The sequence below is a fragment of the Bradyrhizobium stylosanthis genome (genome assembly GCF_001641335.1).
In the GTDB taxonomy this organism is placed as follows: domain Bacteria; phylum Pseudomonadota; class Alphaproteobacteria; order Rhizobiales; family Xanthobacteraceae; genus Bradyrhizobium; species Bradyrhizobium stylosanthis.
Genome location: NZ_LVEM01000002.1, coordinates 1,531,633 through 1,555,546, shown reverse-complemented (window position 1 = coordinate 1,555,546; position 23,914 = coordinate 1,531,633). Strand labels below are relative to the sequence as shown.

Sequence of the window (23,914 nt, the reverse complement as noted above, 5' to 3'; positions counted from 1 at the left end):
CGCCTACTACCGGGTTCAGCCTTGAAAAACCTAGATAATTTGCCGCCGAGATGTCGCCCTTTGTATCGGACTTTTGTATTTGCGCAAATACAACAAACGCCACCGGCTGCTCTGGGAGCCGGCTTTATCGCAGACAAGCGCCTTCCGGACTTGCAAGCTACCGGCCGACAACCGTCCCTCGACGACCTTTTAGGGTCCGCGGAGCCGCGTTCGCCCGCGTAGAGGCGATGACAGACTAATCCCCATCTATCCTGGTCGGCCCCAAGTGAGCCTTGAGTCTGCGCGAAAGCTCTTCCTCGTGCTTAAGTTCACATTCCCAGACGACCAAGCAGCTCCACCCCGCCTTCCGCGCCAACGCCTCCAAACGCAGGTCTCGCTCCCGGTTCGCTGCGAATTTTTTCTGCCAAAACTCCGTCCGTGACTTTGGGATCCGGCTGATGGGGCAATTTTCGTGGGCGTGCCAGAAGCAGCCATGGACGTAAATCACTTTCCGCCGGCCCGGAAAAGCGATGTCGGGCCTTCCGGGAACTCCCTGCAGCTGAATTCGAAATCGATATCCTAGTCGATGAAGCAGCTTTCGAACAATGAGTTCGGGCTTCGTATTGCTACGCCTGATGCGCGCCATATGAGCGCTGCGCTCAGCAGGTGTTAGCCTATCGACCATCAATCCGACCACTAACACTTAGGACCAAACAGGCTAGCCTGCTCTTGCCGTCCCGCCAAGCGTAGCGCCGAAGCGGCGACTCTTGAGTAAAGGATTGGCGACGGAACCTACAAGAATGCCGGCCAGGATTGTTGGTGCGTTCTTCAGCAGCTTGGGAACTCCGACCGGCTTTTCGCGATCCTCCGCGAACTCCTTCTCTATCAGCTCCACCAATATCTGCGGACAGATGGAAAGCTGGCTCAGTGATTTACCAACTTCTCGACCACACTCGTCCAGTGCATCGAGGAGCATGAATGGGGTCGTGCTCCCTGGACCGCGATGCGTCCATACCTGCTGCAACCTGCCTACATCCGCAGACCTGACAAATTCGCCTAGTCGACCTAACTGCACCTCTACCGACCCACGAGCGGAACTAGTCAGCTTCTTGAGGACTACCGTCGCGAGCGAGCGCTCCAGCGATATCGAGTGAATCGACTTCGAAGTACCAAAAAAGAAGTTCACCTCCCACATCGCATTTTCTTCGGCGGAATTCGCTAGCTCGAACCGCACACCACTCTTTAGACGTAGGCTAGGGATTGCAAATCTAAACCGCCGATTTGGTTGATATCGAGTCGTCTTTTTTTCGGGACGCGTTTCTTCTGCCAATGCAGCAGGCACACCAAGCAACGGAGCAAGCTGGGTCACCTTCGGTATCTTTGCTGGAGACGTACTCTTCATTGCGTGACCGATGTAGTAACTAAAGAGAGGTGGCATCGCATTACCAACCATCTCCAACTTCTTTCGATAACTGGATGCGTAGAACTGGAACGTAATCGGGAAGCCCTGAAGCGAAGCGCGCTCGCGAATTGTGAGGCGACGGTACCTCGTCGGGTATTCAAGATCGGAGATGACAACGCTCTCTCGGCAAACGCGGGTGCAAGTCGCCGTTATCGTTCGAACGCTCCTGCTGAGTTGGTCGGGAAACGGCATGGCGTTGTAGACCGGGTGGCACGCCTTGTTGGCTCGATTTATACGAACCTCTTCAAGATCAAGCGCTTCCTCGAAAACATGATCGCGAAGATGATCACGCCTCAGCCGAACTCCATAAATCGGATCATGCACCGCTCTGCTCGATAATGCTTTCACGACGGCACCTAGGGTGCGCCTCCGAGTGTCGCGCGAGTAAGCCGACAACAGATCGAATGGAATATTGCCAACGATGCATCGATTTCTTCGTTGAGGTAGTCCAAAGTCCTCCATGTTAACAATTTGGAACGTCAAGCCAAGGTGCTTGAAGCGCCGCAAGCGACCACCCGGCCGAAGTTCATGTTCGATAATTTTTGCAACACGCGGGACATTCTCCATGGCCCAGAACTTTGGACGAATGTGATCGACGACAGTCAAGAATTTTACGATGTCCTTTAGACCGTCCGCGATGTTGCCGTTACCGCCGCGATTGGCGAAAGAAAATTGGGTGCAAGGTGGACTGCCAACAACAATGTCCACCGACGAAGGAATCTCGTCTAAGCTCAGTCGCCTGATGTCGACCGTCTGAGCCTGATGGTGATTGTTCTTGAAGTTTGTTTCGTTGGCTGCACCTGATAAGTCGTACGAGGCGATCACATCAATCCCAGCAAGTCGCAAGCCGAGCGCCCAGCCGCCCACGCCAGAGTACAAATCAATCGCCTTAAGTATTCTTGATCTACCCATTGTCGTGGACCTGAATCAGTTCAACCACACGTCAAGTACAAGATTCCGAAGTCTGGATCCACAACAATCGAATCAGCACCCAACGAAGCTGGGGACACCCTCATTTGGCTTGCATGGCAGCGGGTTTGATAGAATATACGCAACTGATACGTGTCGGGGCCGTATGATGGACTTCATCTCCTATGTTGACGATGACAGCGCAAGGTACCGCGCTGCAGAACGATTTGTTCGCTGGCTGGAGCTTCGCGCCGTCCTGGATGCAAGAGGCGATGAAGTGCCTCGGTCTGAAGTCGATCCTACCGGACGCTTTTGGCTGGGCCGACTAGGCCCCAAAGACGTCGTTACAAGACAGGACGACCGCGGAGATAGACTAGAGCCATGCGCCATCGGAATCCGGCTAAAGCCTAAGACACTGTCGAACTTCACCGTTCGGGTCTCAATGTGCATTTGGCTCAGAGAGCGAGCTGAAAAGGAGTCCGCATTTAGATGGCGATGGCAAAAAGTCGGCCCAATCGAGACGTCTGTCGACGCAACGATTCCTGACGGGAGCTCTGAAGCAATTCTTGGCCGCGACCAGATCACTGCTGCCCTGAGCCAGGCTGGGGGCCAAGGCCTGCAGGGCGAAATTCGGGTACGAGCATCACGCCGGAATGATTCAATTCGCAACCTTGAGGTTACATTCGTAAACTCGACGGCGGCTGATGCGAACGTTGACGACCTCGCGGACGGCCGTCTGTTTCAATGCTCGCTGGAAGTAGTCGGTTTGGAATGCGAGCCTTTCGAGCTCGACGCGCTACCAGATAGCTTTCGCTATGACCGGAAGGTCCCCGCATTCGGCATCAATTGCGGCGTGGAGACAACTGTTAGCGGTATGCGCACCTCCGACGCACCGTACATATCCAAGATGCGCCCCGCTTATTGGACATCAACGTCGCCGCAACCCAACCTGAGCTTCGCTGCGCTCTCCAAGGATCCGATTCCATCTTGTGAAGCGCTGATTTCCGAGTTTGTTGAGTGGGCAGATCGATCATGGTCAGACGACGCACTTAATGCCCGGGCGGCCTCCGAAGGATGGTCCTCGGGTATGCGCGATGAGGCCGCGCGAGCAGCGTCCGACTTCCAAGGCGAGCTTTTACGAGTCCGCGAAGGATTAGATCTTCTTAAGGAGAACGCGCAACTTCAATCCGCATTCCGGCTGATGAATAGCGCGATGCGAATCTCAGCCCAGGGCCGCTACGATAGTTGGAGACCTTTCCAACTTGCGTTCTTGCTGGCCAATATGAGCTGCCTCATCACTCCAGAGCAGGAGGCGAATGTCGTCGACATCGTTTGGTTTGCAACTGGAGGCGGCAAGACTGAGACGTATCTCGGCTTGCTCATCACAGCAGCGCTGCTCGATAGATTGCGCGGCAAGACGTCAGGAATTACAGCTTGGTCCCGCTTTCCCCTTCGACTGCTTTCACTTCAGCAAACTCAGAGGTTCGTGAACGCGCTTGGTGCAGCTGAGATTGTACGCCGGAAAGAAGGAATTCCGGGCGATCCCTTTTCCCTCGGGTTCCTTGTCGGTGGAACAGCCACTCCGAATAGAATCAAAAAGGAGGCCGTCCGAGAGGGCGAATGGGATGCCGACAAAGTCGATGATACCCTAAACCCTTTTCGGATCATCGAGACATGTCCCATATGCCGGTCGAGATCAGTCTGCACTAGCTTTGACCGCAAGGTTTGGAGATTAGTGCACACCTGCACGAATCCAAGTTGCGAAACTGAAGGCAGTCCGCTTCCAATTTTCGTTGTAGACGATGAGATTTGGAGATTCCTGCCAACTGTGGTGGTAGGCACGCTGGACAAGGCCGCAAACATAGCGCGCCAATCGGGTATGAGGGGACTAGTCGGGCCACCTTGGGGAAAGTGCACAAGGCCAGGTCACGGTTATACATACGCTCGAAGGCAGGACCGTAAGAATGGATGCCTTGTTCCAGACTGTGTGGGCGGCGAACCGGCACCTCTCCAAATCGACACGACTCTTTTTGCACCGACCTTTCGACTGCAGGACGAGCTTCATCTTCTCCGAGATAGCTTAGGTGCGGTCGATGCGCATTACGAAGCCGCCCTCGACAGCGTGCAAGAGGAATTGACAGGATCAAAGCCGAAGATTCTTGCGTCGTCCGCTACTTTGACCGGATATGAGAAGCAGGTTTCCGTATTATATCGACGCAGCGCGCGGGTTTTTCCCCAACCTGCGCCGCAAGACGGAAAGGGATTTTGGACCGCTGATTCTAATCAACTGATGCGACGGTATATTGCGCTCGCCCCGAGGCGCCTTACTGTCGAATTTGTCGTCGACCGATTGGTTGTCACCCTTCAGAAAGCTACTCGGAGGCTGTTGAACGATCCAACGGGCGTCTGCTCGGAGCTGCAGATCGACCCGCGCTTTGGTGACTTCCTGATAAACATTTACGGGACAAACGTCGTCTACGGCAACACGCTCCAAGACCTCGATGCAGTGATTCGCTCGTCGGAGACCCAATACGCTGGACTGGAGCCGCCACCAAATATCGAGTCACTGACTGGCCGAACCGGCTTTGATAACGTCCGGCAGATACTTGATCGATTAGAAACACCTGAAGCTGATTTCGATAAACGTCTGCATCTAATAGCAGCGTCCTCGATGATGTCTCACGGCGTCGACATCGACCGGCTCAATGTCATGATTATGATGGCGCTGCCTTTGGGTGTCGCTGAATTCATTCAGGCCACGGCTCGCGTGGGGCGTAGGTGGCCCGCCCTCGTTATTGTTGTGCCGAAGATGACGCGCGAGAGAGACGCGAGTGTTTACCGCTCCTTCGCCGAGTTTGTCTCGCATGGTGATAGGTTCGTAGAGGCTATACCAATAACACGAAAAAGCCGCAGGGTGCTTGAGCGCACCTTGGCCGGCCTAGAGTTGGCACGACTTCAACTGATACACGAACCCGAGGGATCATCATCCCTTACGACTCCTCGGCATCTAAATGCTTTAGTTAGGCAACGCCCGAACCTCCTCACCGAGGATCGAGAGGCGATCAAGAGTAGCTTGGAACTAAGCGAACTGGATGAGTTTCTTAACGATCAAATAGACCTATGGTTCGAGGGCTTCACCAGAAACCTTCGCGAGCCATCAGCAGATACCCGGTTTATCTCTGATCTATCTCCAACTGGACAAGCGATGCTCTCCTTGCGAGACGTCGAAGAGCAATCGCCAATTTCTGGAGATAGCAGTCAATGAGGGAAACCAGGAGCAATTCTCAAATCCTGTTTGGTCATCTCCCGGAACAGACAGTCGACGCGGCTGGTCGAATCTGGAAGGTTCGTCGTTGGACTGACGCACGAATAGAGGGTGCTATTGACCCTCAAGCGCTGCGAGAAGAGCTCATTCGAGTTGCTTTTCCTTGGTCTGCTGAGAACGAAGATGGTGGCTTCGTTGCCGACCTACTCCGAAACCGTTCCGTCCGCGTAAAATCGGTCAATAAGGAACGAGGCGTCTGGTGCGAGCCATTTCCAAGGCTCTACTTGTGTCGGCGCTGCATGCGTCTTCACGATACACCGACCGGCCGATGTCAATGTGGTTCGACCACCGCGCGAGGACAGTTGCCTTTCGTCGGATACCATCAGGACTGCGGGGCGCTGAAGACACCTTACGTGAAGAAGTGCCCGAAGCACGGTGAACGCGCAGTTAGGCTACCCGGTACGGCTTCCGCGACCGAACTCGTGTTTTATTGTCCTGTATGCAAAGACACTATCCAACGTGGATTTGGCGCAAAATGCGATTGCGATCAGGGAGGGGCACTTTCGTTCACGGTTCATCGATCAGGGAATGTGTTCAAGCCGCGAGGCATCGTCCTCATAAATCCGCCCAGACGTGAAATCCTACAGCGCGTCGAAGTGGCTGGCGGTGGAGAGCGAGCACTGGAGTGGGTCTTGGATGGCATGCGCGGACGAAATCTGGTGGACGCCCCTGCAGCAACTGACACGGACTCCTTGCGTCGAATGTTGAAGGAACGCGGCTTCGATGATGCGACAATTGCCGCGATGGTAGCCGCGATGCCGCCACGTAGCGAGGAGCGTCCAACAGCTATCGACTTAGCGCCGGCTGTACGAGAGCGAGCCCAACGCGAGGCGCGGCAGATCGCGCTGGCCAACTTCGAGAGCAGGATAACTGTTTCCGACTTGAAAAACGCCGCGGCCGGAATCCAGACAAAGCAACTATACGACGACGTCTATCCAAAGGCGCTAAGAAGAGCGGGACTTGAGCGTGTTGAGTTGGTAGACCGATTTCCCGTCCTAACTGGACAATTTGGCTACACGCGGGGTGATGCAACTCCAGGCAAGAGCCGTTTGCGAACCTACCGGGAAATGAATGGCGACTACACCATCTATGGAGAGCTGGTTCAGACCGAAGCTCTTTTCTTACGCCTGGATCCGCTGTGGATACACAGATGGATGTCCGCAAGGGGAAGACAGTTAGCTGCTGCCAGCACATCGAGAGACGCAGCGATTGCTTTGCTGCAAGACATGAGCGGATCGTCTAGTGACTTTAGCGTAGCGAGTGATTCAGATCGGCTATTGATCACGCTGATCCATTCATTTTGCCACGCCTTCATCAAACGAGCGGCGGTCTTCGCTGGGATCGAGAGGAGCGCACTGTCCGAACTTGTGCTTCCATATTGCTTCGGATTTTTCGTCTACTCTGCGGCTCGAGGAGATTTCATCCTAGGAGGACTGCAGGCGCTTTTCGAAAGTGAATTGCATACGATGCTCGATGGGCTGGTTGAGGACGAGCAACGCTGCGCCCTTGATCCCGGTTGCGCTGACAACGGGGGCGCATGCGCTGTATGCCTGCATCTTGGTGAGCCGTCCTGCAGGATGTTCAATACAATGCTCGCAAGATCAACTCTTGCAGGTGGGGCCGGCTATTTCGACTTGACAGCCGCGGAGTAAGACCAATTCAAAAGGTTCCGCTGCTTACCACTTCCGATGACCGCCAAGACGGCACGCGCGCGGCTAATGCCAACATAAGCTAGCATTTTTTCAATACTTACTTCATCGCTTCGGTCCAGAAGTAGAACGACGGCTTCTGATTCAAGTCCCTTGAACCGCGCAATTGTCTCTGCCGCAATTCCGTTGCCCCCCCAAAGCCCAAAGGAGTATGGCCCGACAGTGAAGCTCCTCAATCGGCTAGCCGTCTTCGCCGTACCACAAAGGACAAGTAGATTCTTCGGTCCAAAGCCCTCGTCGATGAGCTTTTCGACAACGGCAATGACGTCTATCTCGGGATTTTTGGGATTCTCAAGATCCCTCCACATGGGAGCCGGACCGTTGATTCCACTTGGGTGATCATTGCTCTGGAAAACGGCACATATGCGCTCAGCAATGGGAGAAGTGTTACGAAGATTCTTAGTCAGCTGGTGGGTGAAAGGCCAATCGGCTCCATTGGCCCAATTCCGCCCCCACAACTCTTGGCGCGGATCTGCAAACACATAGAACGGTTGCTCTGCTTTTGAACCGAAGAGACAGCGAAGTGCGTCGAGCCAAGAGGGAGCGAAATCCTGCGCTTCATCGACCACGATGGCGTCGAATTCCGCGCCATTTGTTGCACAGGCTTCTACGAGCAATTCTGCCGCCTCAGTTTCCCACCACTCAACGGAAGGAGAAGAAGGTATGGTCAGGCCCGCCTTTCGAGCTTCTTGAAAACAGAGCTTGTGGAAGGTCGTCGCATATAGCGACTTCATATCATTGAATTGGGCATGAAGCCGATCACCAAGCAATTCGTTGTAGCAGACCAGCAGAGTTCGAAAGCCTTCATTAGACAGTTGTTGGGCCCTAGCAATGGCCAGAACAGTCTTGCCAGTACCCGCGCCTCCAAACAGAAGCCCTCCCCGTACAGACCGAAGCCCTGCCAGAGCTTCGACTTGTTGTGCCGTAAGCGCGAATAGTTCGTTCGATGACGAAGCCGAGATTGAAACGAGAGTCCTGCGAACGGTTACGGTTGGAGCAAGTAGCTTCAAAAGCCTCGAAGTATCTTGTGCGGAAAGGTTTGCCTGCAACCCCCAATGAGAAATCACCCCTTCGATGACTTTCCGCGGCTCCGCGAGATCAGCGCGAGACCAGGTGATAGCTTTTGATGCCACCAACCCAAGCGGGGGCACCGCATCGATGTGCGGAAAGGCGACAGCGTGCCCAATACCGACATTGGAAATAGCCAAGTCGCCCTTTAACCAACCTATTAGAGCATGCTTCGAAGCGATAGCTTGCTCATATGGATTCTTGATTTCGTGATTCTGACCATAGCGGTCTTTCGAGAACCATCTTCCATTTACTACATCGATCCCACCGCCCTTCACTTCAATCACGACGATGCCTTTGCGCGGGTGGATTACGAGGAAATCGGCTTCGCCGTCACCTTCCCGCCCATTCCTGCGCGACTGCCACGCAACGTGATGGAGAACAACGTAGTCATCAGGCAATTGCCTCAAGCTGTCAGCGACCAGCCTTTCTGAATCTTCGATAGGAACGTCTGAGCCGAGTCCAAAATACTGTGCCATTGGTGCATTATTCGATGAATGAACGCAGTCTTCGCGACCTAGAAGGGTGTTTCAATGTCCGAAGTGCCTTTGCTTCGATTTGCCTTATCCGCTCTCTCGTAACGTGAAAAACCTGACCAATGCTTTCGAGCGTCTGTTCCTCGTTCCCATCTAGACCAAATCGCATTCTTAGAATCCGCTCTGCACGAGGAGAGAGCGTGGCCAATGCTGCCGAAAGATTCGCTCTCAGCTCTTGCTGCGCAACGATTTCGAAGGCCGTCTCAGCTTCGTCGTCAGATTTAAAATTGATTAAGGGATCGCCGTCCTCAGTTACTGGCGCGTCCGCTTCCAGACAATCGGTGGCTCGGAGGCGCCAAAGCAGCTTCGCTAGTCTTTCCCGATTGGCGCCGATGTAGTCTGCGAGTTCACCTAGGCTCGGCTCACGATTGAGCTCCAAAGCCAATTTCACTTTCTTACGTCGGACCCTCCTGATCGTCTCTTGAACGTGCACAGGCAGCCGGATCGTTCGTTCGCTATCATCCCGCGCTCGATGCATCCGTTGTTGTACCCACCAAGTCGCATAAGTCTTGAAGCGGAACCCCAGCTCGGGATCATACAGCTCGGTCGCATGAAGCAACCCCATCATACCTTCTTGAAAGAGATCATCCGCAGCTAGATGATGAACGTGACGCTCCTGTCGGGCGAGCTTGTAGACATACCGAATGTTGGTTTCCACAAACCTTGACTTGGCGGTTTCAGCGTCTCGCAGCACTCGGCCAACAAATCCAGGATCTGAGGATTCGTCGCTTTCCCTTACCTGACGAGCAAGTTGGATTTTCCTTCCGAGCTCTCGCTCTTCAATCTCGGTCAGATATCTCACACGTTTGGAGCTAATGAACTCATTGGGCTCTGTATCGGAGGCGTCCTCATCGCCCTCGTCATCTTCAACAATTCGAATAGGGCTTTGCCGGAGATGCTGTTCGACCCATTCACATTCAGGAATGGTGAGCTTGCGTCGGAGATACGCGCGATTGATATCAGCCCGCTGCAAATCACCTTCAGCACGCTCGGCGTCGGCAAGCAGTGCTTTGAGCACGCGCTCAACAAGATCAGTCCGAAAGAAAGAAGAAGCGGCTTCTTCGGCCGTGACGATGTCAGCCGGCGATGCGGCTGATTGAGCAAGTTCCTCAATCTCAATCAATCAGAATCCCTCCCCCAGCGCATTCTGGGATCAATGGGGGTGAACTGCAACCATGACGTGCCTTCGGCGGGATGGCACAAAGTCTATCTTTTCAAGCTGCGGGCACCACACGGGTGCTCAGCTATGCCAATAGGGAATCGAGGGGATTCCAAAAGACCGGGTTGCATCTTGGGGCGTAGTATCTAATTCTCAGGAATACGATACGGAAATTCGAGGCAAACGATGGGAAAACCTTCGAAATTCATCAAAGCATTTGCCTATTTGAGGACGTCCTCAGCGGCAAACATCGGGGAAGACAAGGACAGCGGCCGTAGGCAGCTCCAAGCCATCCAAGGGTTTGCAAAGCGGGCAGGCATTGAGCTGGTGAGCACCTACCACGACGAAGCCGTGAAGGGCTCTGATCCCATCGACACCCGCCCCGGCTTCGCTGAGATGCTCGAAGCGCTGGAGGCAGACGGCACTAAGACCATCATCGTTGAGACCGCTAATCGCTTCGCTCGTGATCTAATGGTTCAGGAGGTTGGCTTCGCGATGCTCAAGGCGCGCGGCTTTGACCTAATCGCCGCTGATAGCCCAACATCGTTCCTGGACGACACGCCCACCGCTCGGCTCATCAGGCAAGTGCTCGGCGCTATCTCCGAATTTGAGAAGGCCATGCTGGTGGCGAAGCTGAAGGGCGCTCGGGACCGCAAGCGGCGCTCGGGGGTGAAGGTGGAAGGCCGCAAGTCCATCGGAGAGGAAAAGCCCGAGACGGTTGAGCTTGCCCGTAAGCTGGCCCGCGCGAGACCCAAGGGAGGCAAACGGACCCTGAGAGAAATCGCTGCGGCGCTCGCTGAAGCGGGGCACACGACCAAGACGGGAAAGCCCTACGCCCCGACCGCGATCAAGCTGATGCTAGAGCGGCCTTTGCGTCCCATCGCGAACGCATCCCAATCGCCCGCCCGGTCAATCGCAAACATCCTAGAACGGGCTTGAACGGGAAACAGCAGACGGCTGCCGCTCAGCTAATCGGCAGCTAAGGGACTCTGGCTCCCGGTGGGGCCCCTCAGCCACGTTTTGGGCCCCCTGTTTTCCCAAAAAGTCGGGCTAAAGCCCTCGGCCTCTGCTCGGCTCACGCGAGCGGCGTGCTTCGCCAGAAGTACCGTGTTGGGCCCAACATGCCGGGGATCAATGGAAACAAGACGCCCTGCAGGAGCACTCTGCGCCGATGTCTCTAAGGGCCTCAGCGGAGTCCTCTGGTGAGCGCTATGGGCTACGTGCCGCCCCGCGCCTGGGCATAGCGTCAAAGGCACCCACGGACTTCCTAGAGTCCCACGGGGGCATTGTGGTCCAGCCCTTTTCAGCCTCAAAGCTAGTACAGCGGCCTATGCACATATATGGCCGCTTCGGTTCCCCCCCCAAACATTCGTTCCACGATATGGTAGGGCTGTGCGCCGGAGGGGGACAGGGGGCGATAATCCATAGCTAATAACAGAGACTGATAGATAGCTGGCTGGTGCATTGATGTTGACTGCATCAGAAGCCCGGCCTGCTTACATTTAGCTTTGGAACCACCCCAATATGGGCGCGGAATTGATGAGACAGGGTATCGGCGGTCAAGGCTTCCTTGCTGGCTTGGACGATCAAGCTGTCGTGGACTGGCATGCTGGGAACGCCCTTAGCCATCAGCTCTTGCATGGTGGCGATGATGACCTTGCTCTCAACGAACATCAGATCGGCCCACCCTCTGACCCGACCTCGGATTTCTCCACCCCAGCGCTCAAGGAGAGGGTGGCGCTGTAGAGCGCGCTTCTTGACCAAGGACATCGGGTAGGCCTTGGTGTCGAATGACTCTGGCGGGATTCCCTTCTTGTTCAAGCGCTCGCGGAAATCGCTAGTGAACTCCTTGGACCACCGTGTCAGCAAACTGCCGTTGCCGAATGACGCATTGATCCAGAATTTCGCAACCTGCCGATCAAGGTCCGTGGGCCCAAGGATGCCAGCGTAGGCATCCGCGTCGGCGTCGAGTTGCTGATCACACCAAGCATAGAAGATGGTGAGGTACGAGGACGAGATGTCAATCTCGACCACGCCTTCGCCGTCGATCCGCATCCCAAGTCGCGCCTCCCCACTTAGGTTCTGATAGCAGTAAGCTTGCGGGTAGGAATACAGCCGACCACCCTTATCCCATTTGTAGGTGTGAAGATTGCTCGCTTGGTGAAACTTCCTTACCCAACCAAGATGCCTCACCTTAACCTGTGGGTGCGTGAGCTTGTGCTGAGCGAAGAAGGAATTGAACTGAACCACCTGTGCGCGGAGTTGCTGCACTTTCTCGGTGTTCGGCGTCTTGTACGATGGCGAGGTTAGCTGCACCAGCTCTGAAGGCATCACTTCGTCGAATTGGAAACACTGCCGCACGTTCGCTGGTGTAACGCCATGGGCTTCGCACGCAGCGAGAAGCAGAGATGTTGCCCTGTAGCGGGTGAGCTTTCCAACCATCGGCCCCGGATTGTCGAACTGATATGAGCCCGGATACCCCGGCTTGTGCTCCACTAGCCCTGCCTCGGTGAAAGCTTGGCGCACCGCGTCGAACATGCGCCACTTGACGTATTGGCCCGTGTACGCCTCTTTCTTGAGTGAGCACCTCAACCAGCCCTCACTTTGATCCGCTTCACTCGCGGCCAGCAGATCAGCGATGAACGCCCCCACGGCGTGGGCATAGTCAACCAAGGTCTTGTCTCGGGCGTATGCTTTACCCTTTGCTGCCTGCGGCCTCGGGTAGCGCTTCGCCAAGTCGCTCATAAGTCCGAGAGCCGAGGGACTATCAGGCGCTGCCCGAAGGGTCGCTAACGGCGCCCTATCGAGCGCCTCGCGTTCCTCCTTTGGAGTCTTCGGCTCCCATGCGGTGCGCTCGGTCAGCGGGCTGTATTCAGCATTGTCGGTCATTCTGCTTGCATCTGCTCTGTTACCCGCCCCGCGCGAGTTTCGACAATTTTGCGGGTCCGATGGAGCGGAACCACCGGATATCATCAAAGGCTGACCTATCGACAATCGCTACCTGATCGCTCGATTGGAATGCGTGAGACCACGCATCGGAAAGAATCCTTCTAATTTCGTTCAGTCGGCTTCGCCGCAATGACATTAACGGCGTCTCGAAACCTACCTTCAATGTCGTCATGTGCGCGGCGTCCACGTCTGCCTCTATCGATTATTTCAAAGATGTCGTTGAGAACTGACTGCGCCGCTTCGATTTGCTTCAGCGTCTTTGGCTCGCCGCCCATGTGTCACCCTAAGTATTCCTGCCGTGCCGCGTGTACGCTTTGTTGCCCCCAAGTGGCCGGACACGCGACCTTTCCGGCGAGGGGTTGCACGTTCAATCCAGCTTGTAGCGCGGGAATTTCTTGAGAGCTTCCGCCATGGCCACCGCAGTCGGCGGGCCATATTTCCGCCCCTCAGTTGCCTGCGTGTGCCCTGTGATAGCGTCGTTCATTTTCTCCGCCATCCCAATTTCATCACCCGTCCTCTTGAAGAGATGGCGCCAAGCATGGTTGGGGCTGAGTTCGGGATCATCAACACCCAATCCACGAACCCATGTTCCAAGGTGAGCGCGAGCAGTGTCGGCGCGAGAGCGTGACGGCTTCAAGGGGTCGTTACTTTTCTTCTGGGGCGTCTTGTCATTGTAGAACAGCGCCCCCTTCCCAACCTGCTGCACCATTTCAATGAAGCCCTGATCGATTAGGTGTTCATAGATTGGCACAACTCGCGGCTTGCCTGTCTTGAGCGTACCCGCCTCGGGGGTTAGCTTCATCACATAGAAGCCATTGCGGTCCTCAATGTCGCTGCCCCGCAACTGAGTGATTTCGCCTGAGCGCGCGCCCGAGTACGCACACAGCCATGGCACCCAACGGCGCGTCCTCTCGGCTGGGGTGTCAGGCTTTTGATATGCAAGGCTGGCTTTCAGAATGATCTTGGCCTCTGCCTTGGTGAAGCTGCGGCCGTCCTCGCGCGTCTGCACTTTTCGGGGAACGTCAACCTTGACTTCCTTGAAGGGATTCTGGCGAACGTGCTTGTGCTCGCGCGCCCAACTAAACACACGACGGGAAGCTGAAAGCCAAATCTCCCGGACCGTGATAGCCGTACGCTCCTCTGTGATTAGACCATGCACCCACTTGCGCGCAGCGTCTTCGGTGATCCCATCCGCCCCCACCTCAGCAAACTCACGTTGCATTTCGAGGAATACGGCTCGCCAGCGTGACACCGTATTTGGTGCGGGCTTTGTCGCAACAACGAAAGCTTCGAACAATTCCCAACAACTGACGCCTGAGCCGCGCACGGGTCCATCCGTGAACTGCGGAAAGCTGTCAGGGGCGTCATCGCGTGAGTAGTCGCCGTTCGCGCGCCTCTCCAGCAACATTATGGCGAGCAGGAGATTGTCGCTAACGGCATCGACAAAGAGCGCATAGGCGTTGGCGTTTAGCGTCTTGCCTTCGCTCGCAAGAAATGTCGCCACACGCGCCAACTCCGCAACCCGCGGCCTCACCGCTTCGCGAACCTCGGGCTCTTTCTGCCACTCCCAGTGGGGATCGGCCTTGGGGTTATCGTGGTAGCTTTCGGGTGCCTCGGGATAGATCACGTCCCACACGAGGTGATCGCCCGTTTCCTTCCAGCGCTTAGCCGGTCCGGGGTCCTGCTCGTGCTGCTTCACGAACCACAAGTACCAGCGGCCCGCGAGAGCGATTGCGTTTAGCCTCGTGAGTGGTTGACCCTCGCCGTTCCGTTGGGCCCGCAGGGTCGCGATGCGAGTTTCAACCTCTGCTTCCCACTCGCCAAGTCGGGCCTTAGCTTCGTGCTTAGGTGTGCCGGCCGCGAGCTTGAGATGAGCTTCACGCTTGGTCCCGTAGAGTCGTTGGTAGTCCTGGCGGACATCCTCGGGGATGCCTTTGCGAGCAAACCACCGACCATCAGCACTTCGATTCAACGCAACCATTCGCAACGCCATTTGTATCGCCTTTTGTATTTTGGCGACGCAAATCCGCGAGGTCTATCAATAAGATGCTGAGACTGCGGGGTTATCCGCAACACTGGTACAGTTGGGTGGGCTCGAACCACCGACCTCCTGTTCCACAGACAGGCGCTCTAACCAACTGAGCTACAACTGCATCCTTGCGAGCCGCGCCTTGGGGGCTGCCTGAAAAGGCCTGACGCCGAGGGGGCTGGACGGGGCGGAAACTAGGTGCAACGGCTCCGTTTGGCAAGGCCGCTGCCGGGCTAAAATCCGGCCGAAATCACGTTATTCCAGAACAAAACCCGGGCGCTGGGCCCGGGTTTCTTAACTTGAACGCTCCGTGCCCTATCAGGCGGCGGGCTTGTAGAACTTGGCGGCCGAGGCCTTGATCGGCTCGGCGGTCTCGGCGGCGATACGCTGGGTCAGCTCGACCAGCTCCTTGGCCTGGGCCTGGAAGGTCTCGAGCTGGCTGCGGGCGTGGCCGCTCCACAGCGAAAACGCGTCCGACGGGGACTTGGCGCCGAGCAGCTCCTGGGCGAAGTCCAGCGAGGCCGAGCTGTTGGCCTTCATGAACTCGACCAGCTTGGCGGTGTACTCGCTCGCGCCCTTGTTGGCGGAGGTGAACACGGCCTCGACGGTGCCGTTGTGGGTCTCGGCCGCGTCCTTGAACTTGGCGTAGCTCTCGCGGGCCTGCGACACGCCCTTCTCGGCGAACGCACGCATCTGCTCAGGAACCTCGAACGGAATGATCGAGGCAGAAAACGGATCAGTCGCACCTGTCATGGTTGGTCCCTCACGCTAATCTTGAAAAAATGGAGTGAGCCTTACGGCGCGCCCGCCGGCCAACCGGGGCCTTCGTTGGCGGGTACGAAGACTGGAAACGCGAAACAAACAACGGCTCGCCCAGCGCCCAGCATTGTGGCTGCCTAACATGTCAACATTGTGCAGCGCAACGCGTCAGGCGGGTGCAACGCGAAATTTAATCCCGGGGAGGGTGAGGTTCCCCCGAGGGGGAACCGGGGGTTGAGGTAGTGGGGTGAGGGATAGCCGCATTCTGCGCGACCTGAGCGCGCGCCTCGTCCTTCGAGACGACCGCTTTCAGCGGTCTCCTCAGGATGAGGCTCAGCGGCATCGGCGCGCGTCGAAACTGCGGCCACGCAACCCGGTCCTCATCCTCAGGGCCCGCCAAAGGCGGGCGTCTCGAAGGATGGCCACGGGGAAATTGCCGCCATATCCGATTGCCCTGCCCCCTCCAGGGAGGGTGGACACCGCGTCCCCCGGCGAATCCTGCGGATGCCGCGACCACGCGGCTTGCGGGGGTGGCTGGATTAAGGTTATCGCGGCTTTGGGGCCCTCTTCCCTCACCCGCCCCGTGGACCTGCCCGCGCCCGCGCGCGATACTAACCCTTTCTTAAGGCTGCCATTCCGGCAGCCGCACGAAGAGACGCCTGAAGCGCGAGATACAAGCCGGTTGGATGAGTAGTTCGGATTTCCAGTTGCGAGGTGTCGGCGATCCGCGGCTGGCCGTGCATGCGACCTCCCAGCTCGCGACGTGGCTCTGGTCGGTGGACGGCGCCCGCGTGCTGTGGGCGAATCCGGTCGGCGCGAGGCTGTTCGGCGCGGCCAATGCCGCGGCGCTGGCGCAGAAGACTTTTGGCCCCGCCGACAGCCATCGCCGACAGGTGGTGCGGCTGGCCCGCCGGCTGCCGGCGAATGGCGCCGCCCGGCTGGAGCGGCTGCAAGGCTTCGGCGCCCGGCTCGGCACCCTCATGACCTGCGCCTGCGCGCGGCTCGACTTTGCCGACGGCAGCCACGCCATCCTTGTCACCGCGATGGATCCGGCGGCGCGCCCGATGCCGCTGGTCGAGCGCCTGCTCCGTCTCGTCGACGGTGCGACGGTGCCGATGGCGGCATTCGCGCCGGACGGACTGTTCGTCGGCGCCAGCGAAGCTGCCCGCCGCCTGCTCGGCTTCCGCGATCTCGGCGAAGCCGGCCTCGAACAGGCCCGCAGCACCGCCATGGCCTCAGGCCGCGCCGAGACGCCGATCGGCATCGGCCAGATGGTGCTGCAGCGGGTCGGCCGCGGCGCCGATGTCGGCCTGGTCGCGCTGATCGAGCCGGCGCCTGCGCCGGTAGCCGCAAGTGAACCTGCGGAGGAGACTGCGCACGACGAGACTGTTCAAGCTGCGCCGGAGACCGCGCCTGTGGCCGCGCCGGCCGAGCCCGCGGCCGCCGTGCCGGAGCAGGTCGAGCCTGCGCCGCCGGCCGAGGCCGCATCCGGCATCGCGCTGTTCGACGCTTTTGCCGAGCCCGCCGAGACGGCCGCCGTGAGCGACATTGAAACGCTCCTGCCGGCCGAGCCGATCGCGCCTGCGCCGGCAGAAGAGATCGTGCCGGTCCAGCACGCCGCGCAGGACGCCGCCGAGGCGGCGGTTCAGGACACGCCCGCCGACACCATCGAAACCGCGCAAAACTCTACGGTTGAAAACCCGCACCCAGCCATTGTGCCGCCGCAGGCCGCGCCCATCACATCGGGCATGGTCGAGCCGCCGCCGGGCCCCGCAGCGCCACCGCGCCAGCATCCGTTGCGCTTCCTCTGGCAGATGGATGCGCAGGGCCGCTTCGTGCTCGGCTCGGACGAATTCATCCGCCTGATGGGCGCGCACACCGCCGCCGGCTTCGGCCGGCCCTGGCACGAGATCGCCGCGGAATTTTCGCTCGACCCCGAAGGACGCGTCGCGCAGGCGCTGCAAAGCCACGACACCTGGGCCGGCATCACCGTGAACTGGCCGGCCGACGGCGGCGAACATCTGCCGGTCGAGCTCGCGGGCCTGCCGGTCTACGACCACGATCGCAATTTTGCAGGCTTCCGCGGCTTTGGCGTCTGCCGCGATCTCGACGGCCTCAACCGGCTCGACGCGCTGCGCCGCTACGAGTTGTTCGTCGAGCCGCATAGCCCGCAAGAGCCGCCCGCCGACATCGTCGCGCCCGAACCTGAGCCCGACCCCGAGCCGGTGGCAGAGGCCCCGCCTCCGCCGGAAGAGCCGCCTGCGCCCGAGCCTGAACCGACACCAGAACCTGAACTGCCCGAACCCACACGAGACGCGAATTCACACCCAACCGATTTGGAAACATCAGTGGAAACGCCTCCCAATGTCGTGCCGTTCCGCACCCCCGGCGATACCCGTCCACCGACGCTGACGCCGGTCGAGAACAGCGCGTTCAACGAGCTCGCGCGGCAATTGTCCGAACGGCTCGAGCGCGAACGCGAAAGCATCGCTGCCAACGCGGCCGAGCCGCCGGCCGTGGAGAGTGCAGCCGAACCGCTGCCGCCCGAGCCGCAGCCCGAGCACGAGCCTGTGCACGCGCCGGCTGAATGGCTGACCGAGCCGGCGCCGCCGCCGCGCGGCACCAGCCTGCGTGACCGCACTTTGCTCGACCTGCTGCCGACGGGCATTTTGATCTATCGCCTCGACCGCCTGCTCTACGCCAACCCCGCGTTCCTCGCGCGCATGGGCCATGCCAGCCTGCATGCGCTGGAGAACGCCGGCGGGCTCGATGCGCTCTATGTCGAAATGGGCGTGTCCTCCGCCAGCAGCACGTCGCAGGCCGGCACGCCGGTGACGATCAGCGCGACGCTTCCCAATGGCGAAACGCCGCTGCCGACCACCGAGGCGCATCTGCACACCATCGACTGGGACGGCGACAGCGCGCTTGCGCTGATCTGCGCGCTGCCGGCCGCGCCAGCCGCGCCCGCGGTCGTCGCGCCGCCCGTCGCCGCCGAGCCGATCATCCCTGAGTCCTTCCCCTACGCGCCCGATCTCGAGCCTGCGGCCGGCGATGCCGACGCCGAAGATCTCGCCGCGATCCTCGACACCACGGCCGAGGGCATCGTGATGTTCGATGCCGAAGGCAACATCCACGCCTGCAACCGCAGCGCCGAGGCGCTGTTCGGCTATGACGGGCAGACGCTGCTCGAGCAGAACCTCGTGACGCTGTTCGCGCCGGAGAGCCAGCAGGTCGTCGCCGACTATCTCGACAGCGTGAAGAGCCAGGACATCGCGAGCCTGCTCGACCACGGCCGCGAGGTCTTGGGCCGCGAGAGGAAGGGCGGCGTCATTCCGCTCGCCATGATCATGGGCCGCACGCGGCCGGACGGCCCGAACTTCTTCGCCGTGTTCCGCGATCTCTCGCATGCCAAGAAGGGCGAGAGCGAGCTGTCGCAGGCCCGCCGTCTCGCCGACGGCGCCGCCAACGCCAAGGCCGACATGCTGGCGCGGATCAGCCACGAGATCCGCACGCCGCTCAACGCCATCATCGGCTTTGCGGAAGTGATGATCTCCGAACGCTTCGGCACGCTCGGCAACGAGCGCTACGGCGAGTACATGAAGGACATCCGCGCCTCCGGCGAGCGCGTCATCACCATCATCGACGATCTCCTGGAACTGTCGCGGATCGAGACCGGCAAGCTCGACCTGACCTTCGCCAACCTCAACCTCAACGATCTCGTCGAAGCCTGCGTCGTGGTGATGCAGCCGCAGGCCAACCGCGAGCGCATCATCATCCGCACCTCGCTCGCGCACGCGCTGCCGCAGGTGACGGCGGACGCGCGCGCGATGCGGCAGATCACCATGAACCTGATCTCGAACTCGATCCGGCTCGCCAGCGCCGGCGGCCAGGTCATCGTCTCCACCGCGCTGACCGACCGCGGCGAGATCGCACTGCGCATCCGCGACACCGGCCACGGCCTCAGCGAGCGCGAGCTCGCCGCCGCGATGGAGCCGTTCCGCACCCCGCCGCCCGGCGATGCCGCCGACAATTCGGCGCTGAGCCTGTCGCTGACCAAGGCGCTGGTCGAAGCCAACCGCGCCCAGTTCAACATCAAGAGCGCGGGGAATTCCGGCACACTGATCGAAGTGGTGTTCGCGCCCGTCGTAGCGGGGGCATAAGCGGCCGCAAACAACTGCCGTCATGCCCGGGCTTGTCCCGGGCATCCACGTTCTTCTTGCCGCGGACAAGACGTGGATGGCCGGGTCAAGCCCGGCCATGACGACGAGGAAAGATTGGCGCGCCGGAACTCGAACCCTACGCCGCGCGCACCGTATCCAGGAACTTGCTGACCTCGAACTTCAGCCGGTTGCTGTCGTTGGACAGCGACTGCGCCGCCGAGAGCACCTGCGAGGAGGCTGAGCCGGTCTCGGTCGCGCCCTGGCGCACGCTGCTGATATTGGCGCTGACCTCGCTGGTGCCGGCGGCCGCGCTCTGGACGTTGCGCGAGATCTCGCTGGTCGCCGCGCCCTGCTCTTCCACCGCGGCGGCGATGGTGGAGGAGATCTCGGACAGGCGCTCGATGGTGCCGCCGATGGTCTTGATCGCGCCGACAGAGTCCTGGGTCGCGACCTGGATGCTGGAGATCTGCTGGCCGATGTCGCCGGTGGCCTTCGCGGTCTGCTCGGCCAGCGCCTTCACTTCCGACGCCACCACGGCAAAGCCGCGTCCGGCCTCGCCGGCGCGCGCGGCCTCGATGGTGGCGTTCAGCGCCAGCAGATTGGTCTGGCCCGCGATCGCGTTGATCAGCTCGACCACGTCGCCGATGCGCGCGGCGGCACGCGACAATTCGCTGACGCGATCGTTGGTGTGGCCGGCCTGGTTGACGGCCTCGCCGGCGATACGCGCGGAATCCTGCACCTGGCGGCTGATCTCGTTGACCGACGCCGTCAGCTCCTCCGCCGCGGAGGCCACCGACTGCACGTTGGCCGCCGCCTCTTCCGATGCGGCTTCGACCAGCGTGGCGAGCTCGGTGGAGCGGCCGGCGGTCGTGGTCAGCGAGGTCGCGGAGGCCTCGAGCTCGGTCGCGGCCGAAGACACGGTCTCGACGATCTCGCCAATGGCGCCTTCGAAATCATCGGCCATCCTGATCATGTCGGCGCGGCGGCGCTCGGCGGCGATCTTGTCCTGGCGGATCTTCTCCTCGGCTTCCTCCTGCGCCTTGCGTTCCGCGTTGATCTTGAAGGTCTCGACCGCTTGCGCGATCTCGCCGATCTCGTCCGGACGGCCGAGCCCGGGCAGCACGACGGCGAAATTGCCGTTGGCGAGCTCGATCATCGCCGCACGCATCGCGGACAGCGGCTTCGACACCGAACGGCCGATGAAGATGCCGAGGCCGAGCACGCACGCCGCGATCAGGCCGATCGCAACCGCGATCCAGGACTGGATGTTGGCGCGCTCGGCATCGTTGAGCCGGTCCGCCTCAATGCGGATGGCCTCGACGGATGTCGAGACCTGCTCGATCACAGGCTCGACCGCGGAGAAGGCTTCGGACATGCCCTTCAGCTCAGTCGCCAGCTTCAGCGCGGTCTCCAGCCAGGCCGAGAAGTCGCGCTGGTAGTCGGCGAGCTTCTGGCGCAGCTCGGCCTTGGCGCCATCGGGGATCTCGGCCGCACCGACGCCGGCCGCAAATTCGGAGGCGCGCTTCTTCATGTCCTCGCCGTATTTGGCGTCGCGGCGCAGCATGAAGTCCTTCTCATGCCGGCGCATCATCAGCATGGTCACCTTGAGCGGCGCATTCTGGAGCTGGTCGACCTGGCTCTCGATGCCGTGGACGGAGGCGCGCAGGCGGCCTTCGAGGCCGGACTTCTCGTCGAGGCCGAGCCGCTGCCGTTCCTCGACCACCGCGGCGAAACGCGCCTGGTAGGTCTTCAGCGATGCGTTCATCGCGTCGATCTTCTGCGCCAGCTCTGGCTTGCCGATGGCCGCGATCTTGCCGCGGAGCGACTCGATGTCGAGCGCGACCTGCCTGCCGATCTCCATCTGGCGCTGCGCCTTCGCGGGATCACTGCGCAGCAGGAAATCCTTTTCGGCGCGGCGCGCCTCGAGCAGCTCGATCGCGATCCTGTTATTCAGCTCGAACACGGTGCGCGCGTCCTCGGCTGCATCGCGATAGACGCCCATCGCGCGCTCGCCGTAGAGATGGATGCCGCCGATCAGGACGACACCGATGACGCCAATGACGCCGATTGCAGTGATCTTGTGCGTGAGCCTGAGGGAGAAAAGCCGCATCGTGATCTCAAATCCGTTGGTGGCCAATGCGGTTGATGAGACGCTAACGTCTAAAAGCTTCCGTTAATTTGCGGGCACGTATTAATACGTGTATTTTGTCATAATACACGTTCTTGTGCACGCTGATGTGCATATGCGGCCACTATTCGCGCCGTGCGGGATCACCGAACCAACGCGACGCGGCCTGCGCGGCTTCGTTCTGGTCCGGCGCGCCTTCACTGGCCCAGGCGACAAAGCCATCGGGGCGGATCAGCACGGCACTCAGACCCAACCGATCTCTCGCCTCGCCCGCGACATAGGAGATCCGATCGCTCCAGCGGCTCGCAAGTGTCCGAAGCGATCCGCGCGCGTCGAAGTCCAGCAGCAGTCCCTTCGCCGTCCGGAGAAGCTCTCCGGTCGTCGCGCCGTCGTGCCATTCGAATTCGGGAACGCTGCGGCCAATGAGCGGATGGCCGCCGCCGAGATCGTAGCGCAGCGAGGCGCCGCGCGTGCGTTCGGCGAAATAGGTTGCGCCATCGCGAGTGGCAATGAGATCGCGCATGATGGCCTGGAGCGCGCGCGTGCTCGGCGTCGGCCGCATGATCGCGACCTGCGCACGCGACCAGTCGAGCACCTGCGCGCCGACCGGATGCCTCTCGCCAGAATACGTATCGAGCAGGTCGTCCGGTGCGTGACCGCAGATCGTCGCGGCCAGCTTCCAGCCGAGGTTCATCGCATCGCCGAGGCCGAGATTGAGGCCCTGCCCGCCCAGCGGCGAATGGGTGTGCGCGGCATCGCCCGCGAGCAGCACCCGCCCCTTGCGATAGGCCGTCACCTGACGCGCCCGATCCGTCCAGGTAGTGGCGAGCCGAAGCGCGGCGATCGTGACGTCGGTGCAGGAGACACGCCGCAGCACGCTTTGCACATGCTCCATCGTGATCGGCGCGGTGCGGTGGAACGCGCCGCCGTCGAAGTCGACCATCGCGATCGTGCCTGACGGCGCGTAGGTGTACATGCCCGTCGGCGTGTAGTTGCGGCCGGGGACGAGCTTCTCCGGATCGGCCAGCTCGACCTCGATGGAATAGCCGGTGAATTCGGGATCGGTGCCGACGAAGTCGAAACCGCACGCCTTGCGCACCGTGCTGCGGCCGCCGTCGCAGCCGACCAGCCAGCGCCCGCGAAACGTCTCGCCGGCCGCCTGCACGGTCACACCGTCGTCCGAAGCGTAGATGGCGGAAACGCCGAAGCCGCGCCTGATGCCGGCGCCGAGGCTTGATGCGCGCGCTGCCAAGACGGTTTCGAGCGTGGCCATGTCGACCGCGACGCCAGCATCGGCCGGCGTCGGCAGACGCCAGGGCCACTTCGCGGCATCGACGTCATCCTGATAGAACTGGATACCGGCGAAATGACCGGCGGACTTGCGCGTCTGCTGCATCCAGTGCGCGGCGTTCCGGATCGCGCCCGACTTGGCACGCTGCGCGGCCAGAATCTCGTGCAGCAAGCCGCGCCGGTGAAAGGCCTCGGTTGTCGGGATCGAAAGGCCACGCAGGCCGAACGGCAGCTGCTTCAGCAGAGAATGCGGGTCCGGTGCCTGCTCCAGCACCAGCACGGAGAGGCCGGCGAGCCGGAGCTCGCAGGCGAGAAACAGGCCGACAGGGCCGGCACCGGCGATGACGACGTCGTAGATATCGGTGGATCGGGTTTGCATGAGACGCTCCTCGGGTCGATGTTCGACCGGAGCGTTCCCAGAGCTTCGAGGATCACACGGACGAACGATTGAG

At 60.0% G+C, this 23,914-nt stretch carries 14 protein-coding genes, 1 tRNA gene and 1 pseudogene; 6 read left to right on the top strand and 10 right to left on the bottom strand.

The window, feature by feature from the left end; all coding sequences use genetic code 11:
- Positions 1 to 235: 235 nt before the first annotated feature.
- Both A7X65_RS40675 and A7X65_RS19220 read right to left on the bottom strand, forming a co-directional pair.
- Positions 236 to 664, bottom strand: coding sequence for a very short patch repair endonuclease (locus A7X65_RS40675; protein ID WP_082884982.1), 429 nt, complete (start codon positions 662 to 664; stop codon positions 236 to 238).
- A 33-nt stretch (positions 665 to 697) separates the two neighbouring features.
- The gene (locus tag A7X65_RS19220; protein WP_245323620.1) at positions 698 to 2,320 is read right to left on the bottom strand and encodes a DNA cytosine methyltransferase; all 1,623 of its coding nucleotides are present in this window, start codon (positions 2,318 to 2,320) and stop codon (positions 698 to 700) included.
- A gap of 215 nt (positions 2,321 to 2,535) precedes the next feature.
- Between A7X65_RS19220 and A7X65_RS43155 the strand changes: the two genes are divergently transcribed.
- The 4 genes and pseudogenes from A7X65_RS43155 to A7X65_RS43150 all read left to right on the top strand — a co-directional run bounded on the left by A7X65_RS43155 (position 2,536) and on the right by A7X65_RS43150 (position 7,327).
- Complete coding sequence (locus A7X65_RS43155; protein WP_245323617.1) at positions 2,536 to 2,679, top strand: hypothetical protein; 144 nt, start codon at positions 2,536 to 2,538, stop codon at positions 2,677 to 2,679.
- Between the two features lie 545 nt (positions 2,680 to 3,224).
- Positions 3,225 to 5,615, top strand: coding sequence for a helicase-related protein (locus tag A7X65_RS19215; RefSeq protein WP_245323613.1), 2,391 nt, complete (start codon positions 3,225 to 3,227; stop codon positions 5,613 to 5,615).
- Positions 5,612 to 6,133, top strand: a pseudogene (locus A7X65_RS43975) (hypothetical protein); the annotation flags it as partial. The gene A7X65_RS19215 and the pseudogene A7X65_RS43975, both read left to right, overlap by 4 nt.
- Before the next feature lie 174 nt (positions 6,134 to 6,307).
- A complete protein-coding gene (locus A7X65_RS43150; RefSeq protein WP_245323611.1) occupies positions 6,308 to 7,327 on the top strand; it encodes a hypothetical protein in 1,020 nt (339 codons plus the stop codon).
- On the opposite strand, the gene A7X65_RS40665 is transcribed toward A7X65_RS43150, so the two are convergent.
- On the bottom strand, positions 7,300 to 8,931 hold the full coding sequence (locus A7X65_RS40665; RefSeq protein WP_082884980.1) for an NERD domain-containing protein: 1,632 nt from the start codon (positions 8,929 to 8,931) through the stop codon (positions 7,300 to 7,302). The genes A7X65_RS43150 and A7X65_RS40665 overlap by 28 nt on opposite strands.
- A gap of 7 nt (positions 8,932 to 8,938) precedes the next feature.
- Positions 8,939 to 10,111, bottom strand: coding sequence for a sigma-70 family RNA polymerase sigma factor (locus tag A7X65_RS40660; RefSeq protein WP_082884979.1), 1,173 nt, complete (start codon positions 10,109 to 10,111; stop codon positions 8,939 to 8,941).
- A gap of 222 nt (positions 10,112 to 10,333) precedes the next feature.
- On the opposite strand from A7X65_RS40660, the gene A7X65_RS19190 reads away from it, so the two are divergent.
- Positions 10,334 to 11,086 carry a recombinase family protein gene (locus tag A7X65_RS19190; RefSeq protein WP_063687406.1) on the top strand — a complete coding sequence of 251 codons (753 nt, stop codon included), beginning with the start codon at positions 10,334 to 10,336 and terminating at the stop codon, positions 11,084 to 11,086.
- 540 nt (positions 11,087 to 11,626) lie between these two features.
- Here the strand turns inward: A7X65_RS19190 and A7X65_RS19185 are convergent.
- The 4 genes from A7X65_RS19185 to A7X65_RS19170 form a co-directional block, all read right to left on the bottom strand.
- Positions 11,627 to 13,036: a hypothetical protein gene (locus tag A7X65_RS19185; protein ID WP_063687405.1), complete on the bottom strand. Its 1,410-nt coding sequence runs from the start codon at positions 13,034 to 13,036 to the stop codon at positions 11,627 to 11,629.
- Positions 13,037 to 13,463: 427 nt separating this feature from the next.
- Positions 13,464 to 15,089, bottom strand: coding sequence for a site-specific integrase (locus tag A7X65_RS19180; protein WP_063687401.1), 1,626 nt, complete (start codon positions 15,087 to 15,089; stop codon positions 13,464 to 13,466).
- Between the two features lie 83 nt (positions 15,090 to 15,172).
- Positions 15,173 to 15,249 (bottom strand) — tRNA-His (locus A7X65_RS19175).
- A 194-nt stretch (positions 15,250 to 15,443) separates the two neighbouring features.
- The gene (locus A7X65_RS19170) at positions 15,444 to 15,878 is read right to left on the bottom strand and encodes a phasin (protein WP_063687399.1); all 435 of its coding nucleotides are present in this window, start codon (positions 15,876 to 15,878) and stop codon (positions 15,444 to 15,446) included.
- 692 nt (positions 15,879 to 16,570) lie between these two features.
- Here A7X65_RS19170 and A7X65_RS19165 point away from each other — a divergent pair.
- Complete coding sequence (locus tag A7X65_RS19165; RefSeq protein ID WP_063687397.1) at positions 16,571 to 20,044, top strand: PAS domain-containing sensor histidine kinase; 3,474 nt, start codon at positions 16,571 to 16,573, stop codon at positions 20,042 to 20,044.
- Between the two features lie 136 nt (positions 20,045 to 20,180).
- On the opposite strand, the gene A7X65_RS19160 is transcribed toward A7X65_RS19165, so the two are convergent.
- Together A7X65_RS19160 and A7X65_RS19155 are read right to left on the bottom strand one after the other, a co-directional pair.
- Complete coding sequence (locus A7X65_RS19160; protein ID WP_063687830.1) at positions 20,181 to 22,154, bottom strand: methyl-accepting chemotaxis protein; 1,974 nt, start codon at positions 22,152 to 22,154, stop codon at positions 20,181 to 20,183.
- Positions 22,155 to 22,296: 142 nt separating this feature from the next.
- Entirely contained in the window at positions 22,297 to 23,841 is a 1,545-nt protein-coding gene (locus A7X65_RS19155) for an FAD-dependent monooxygenase (protein ID WP_063687395.1), read from the bottom strand.
- Positions 23,842 to 23,914 lie beyond the last annotated feature (73 nt).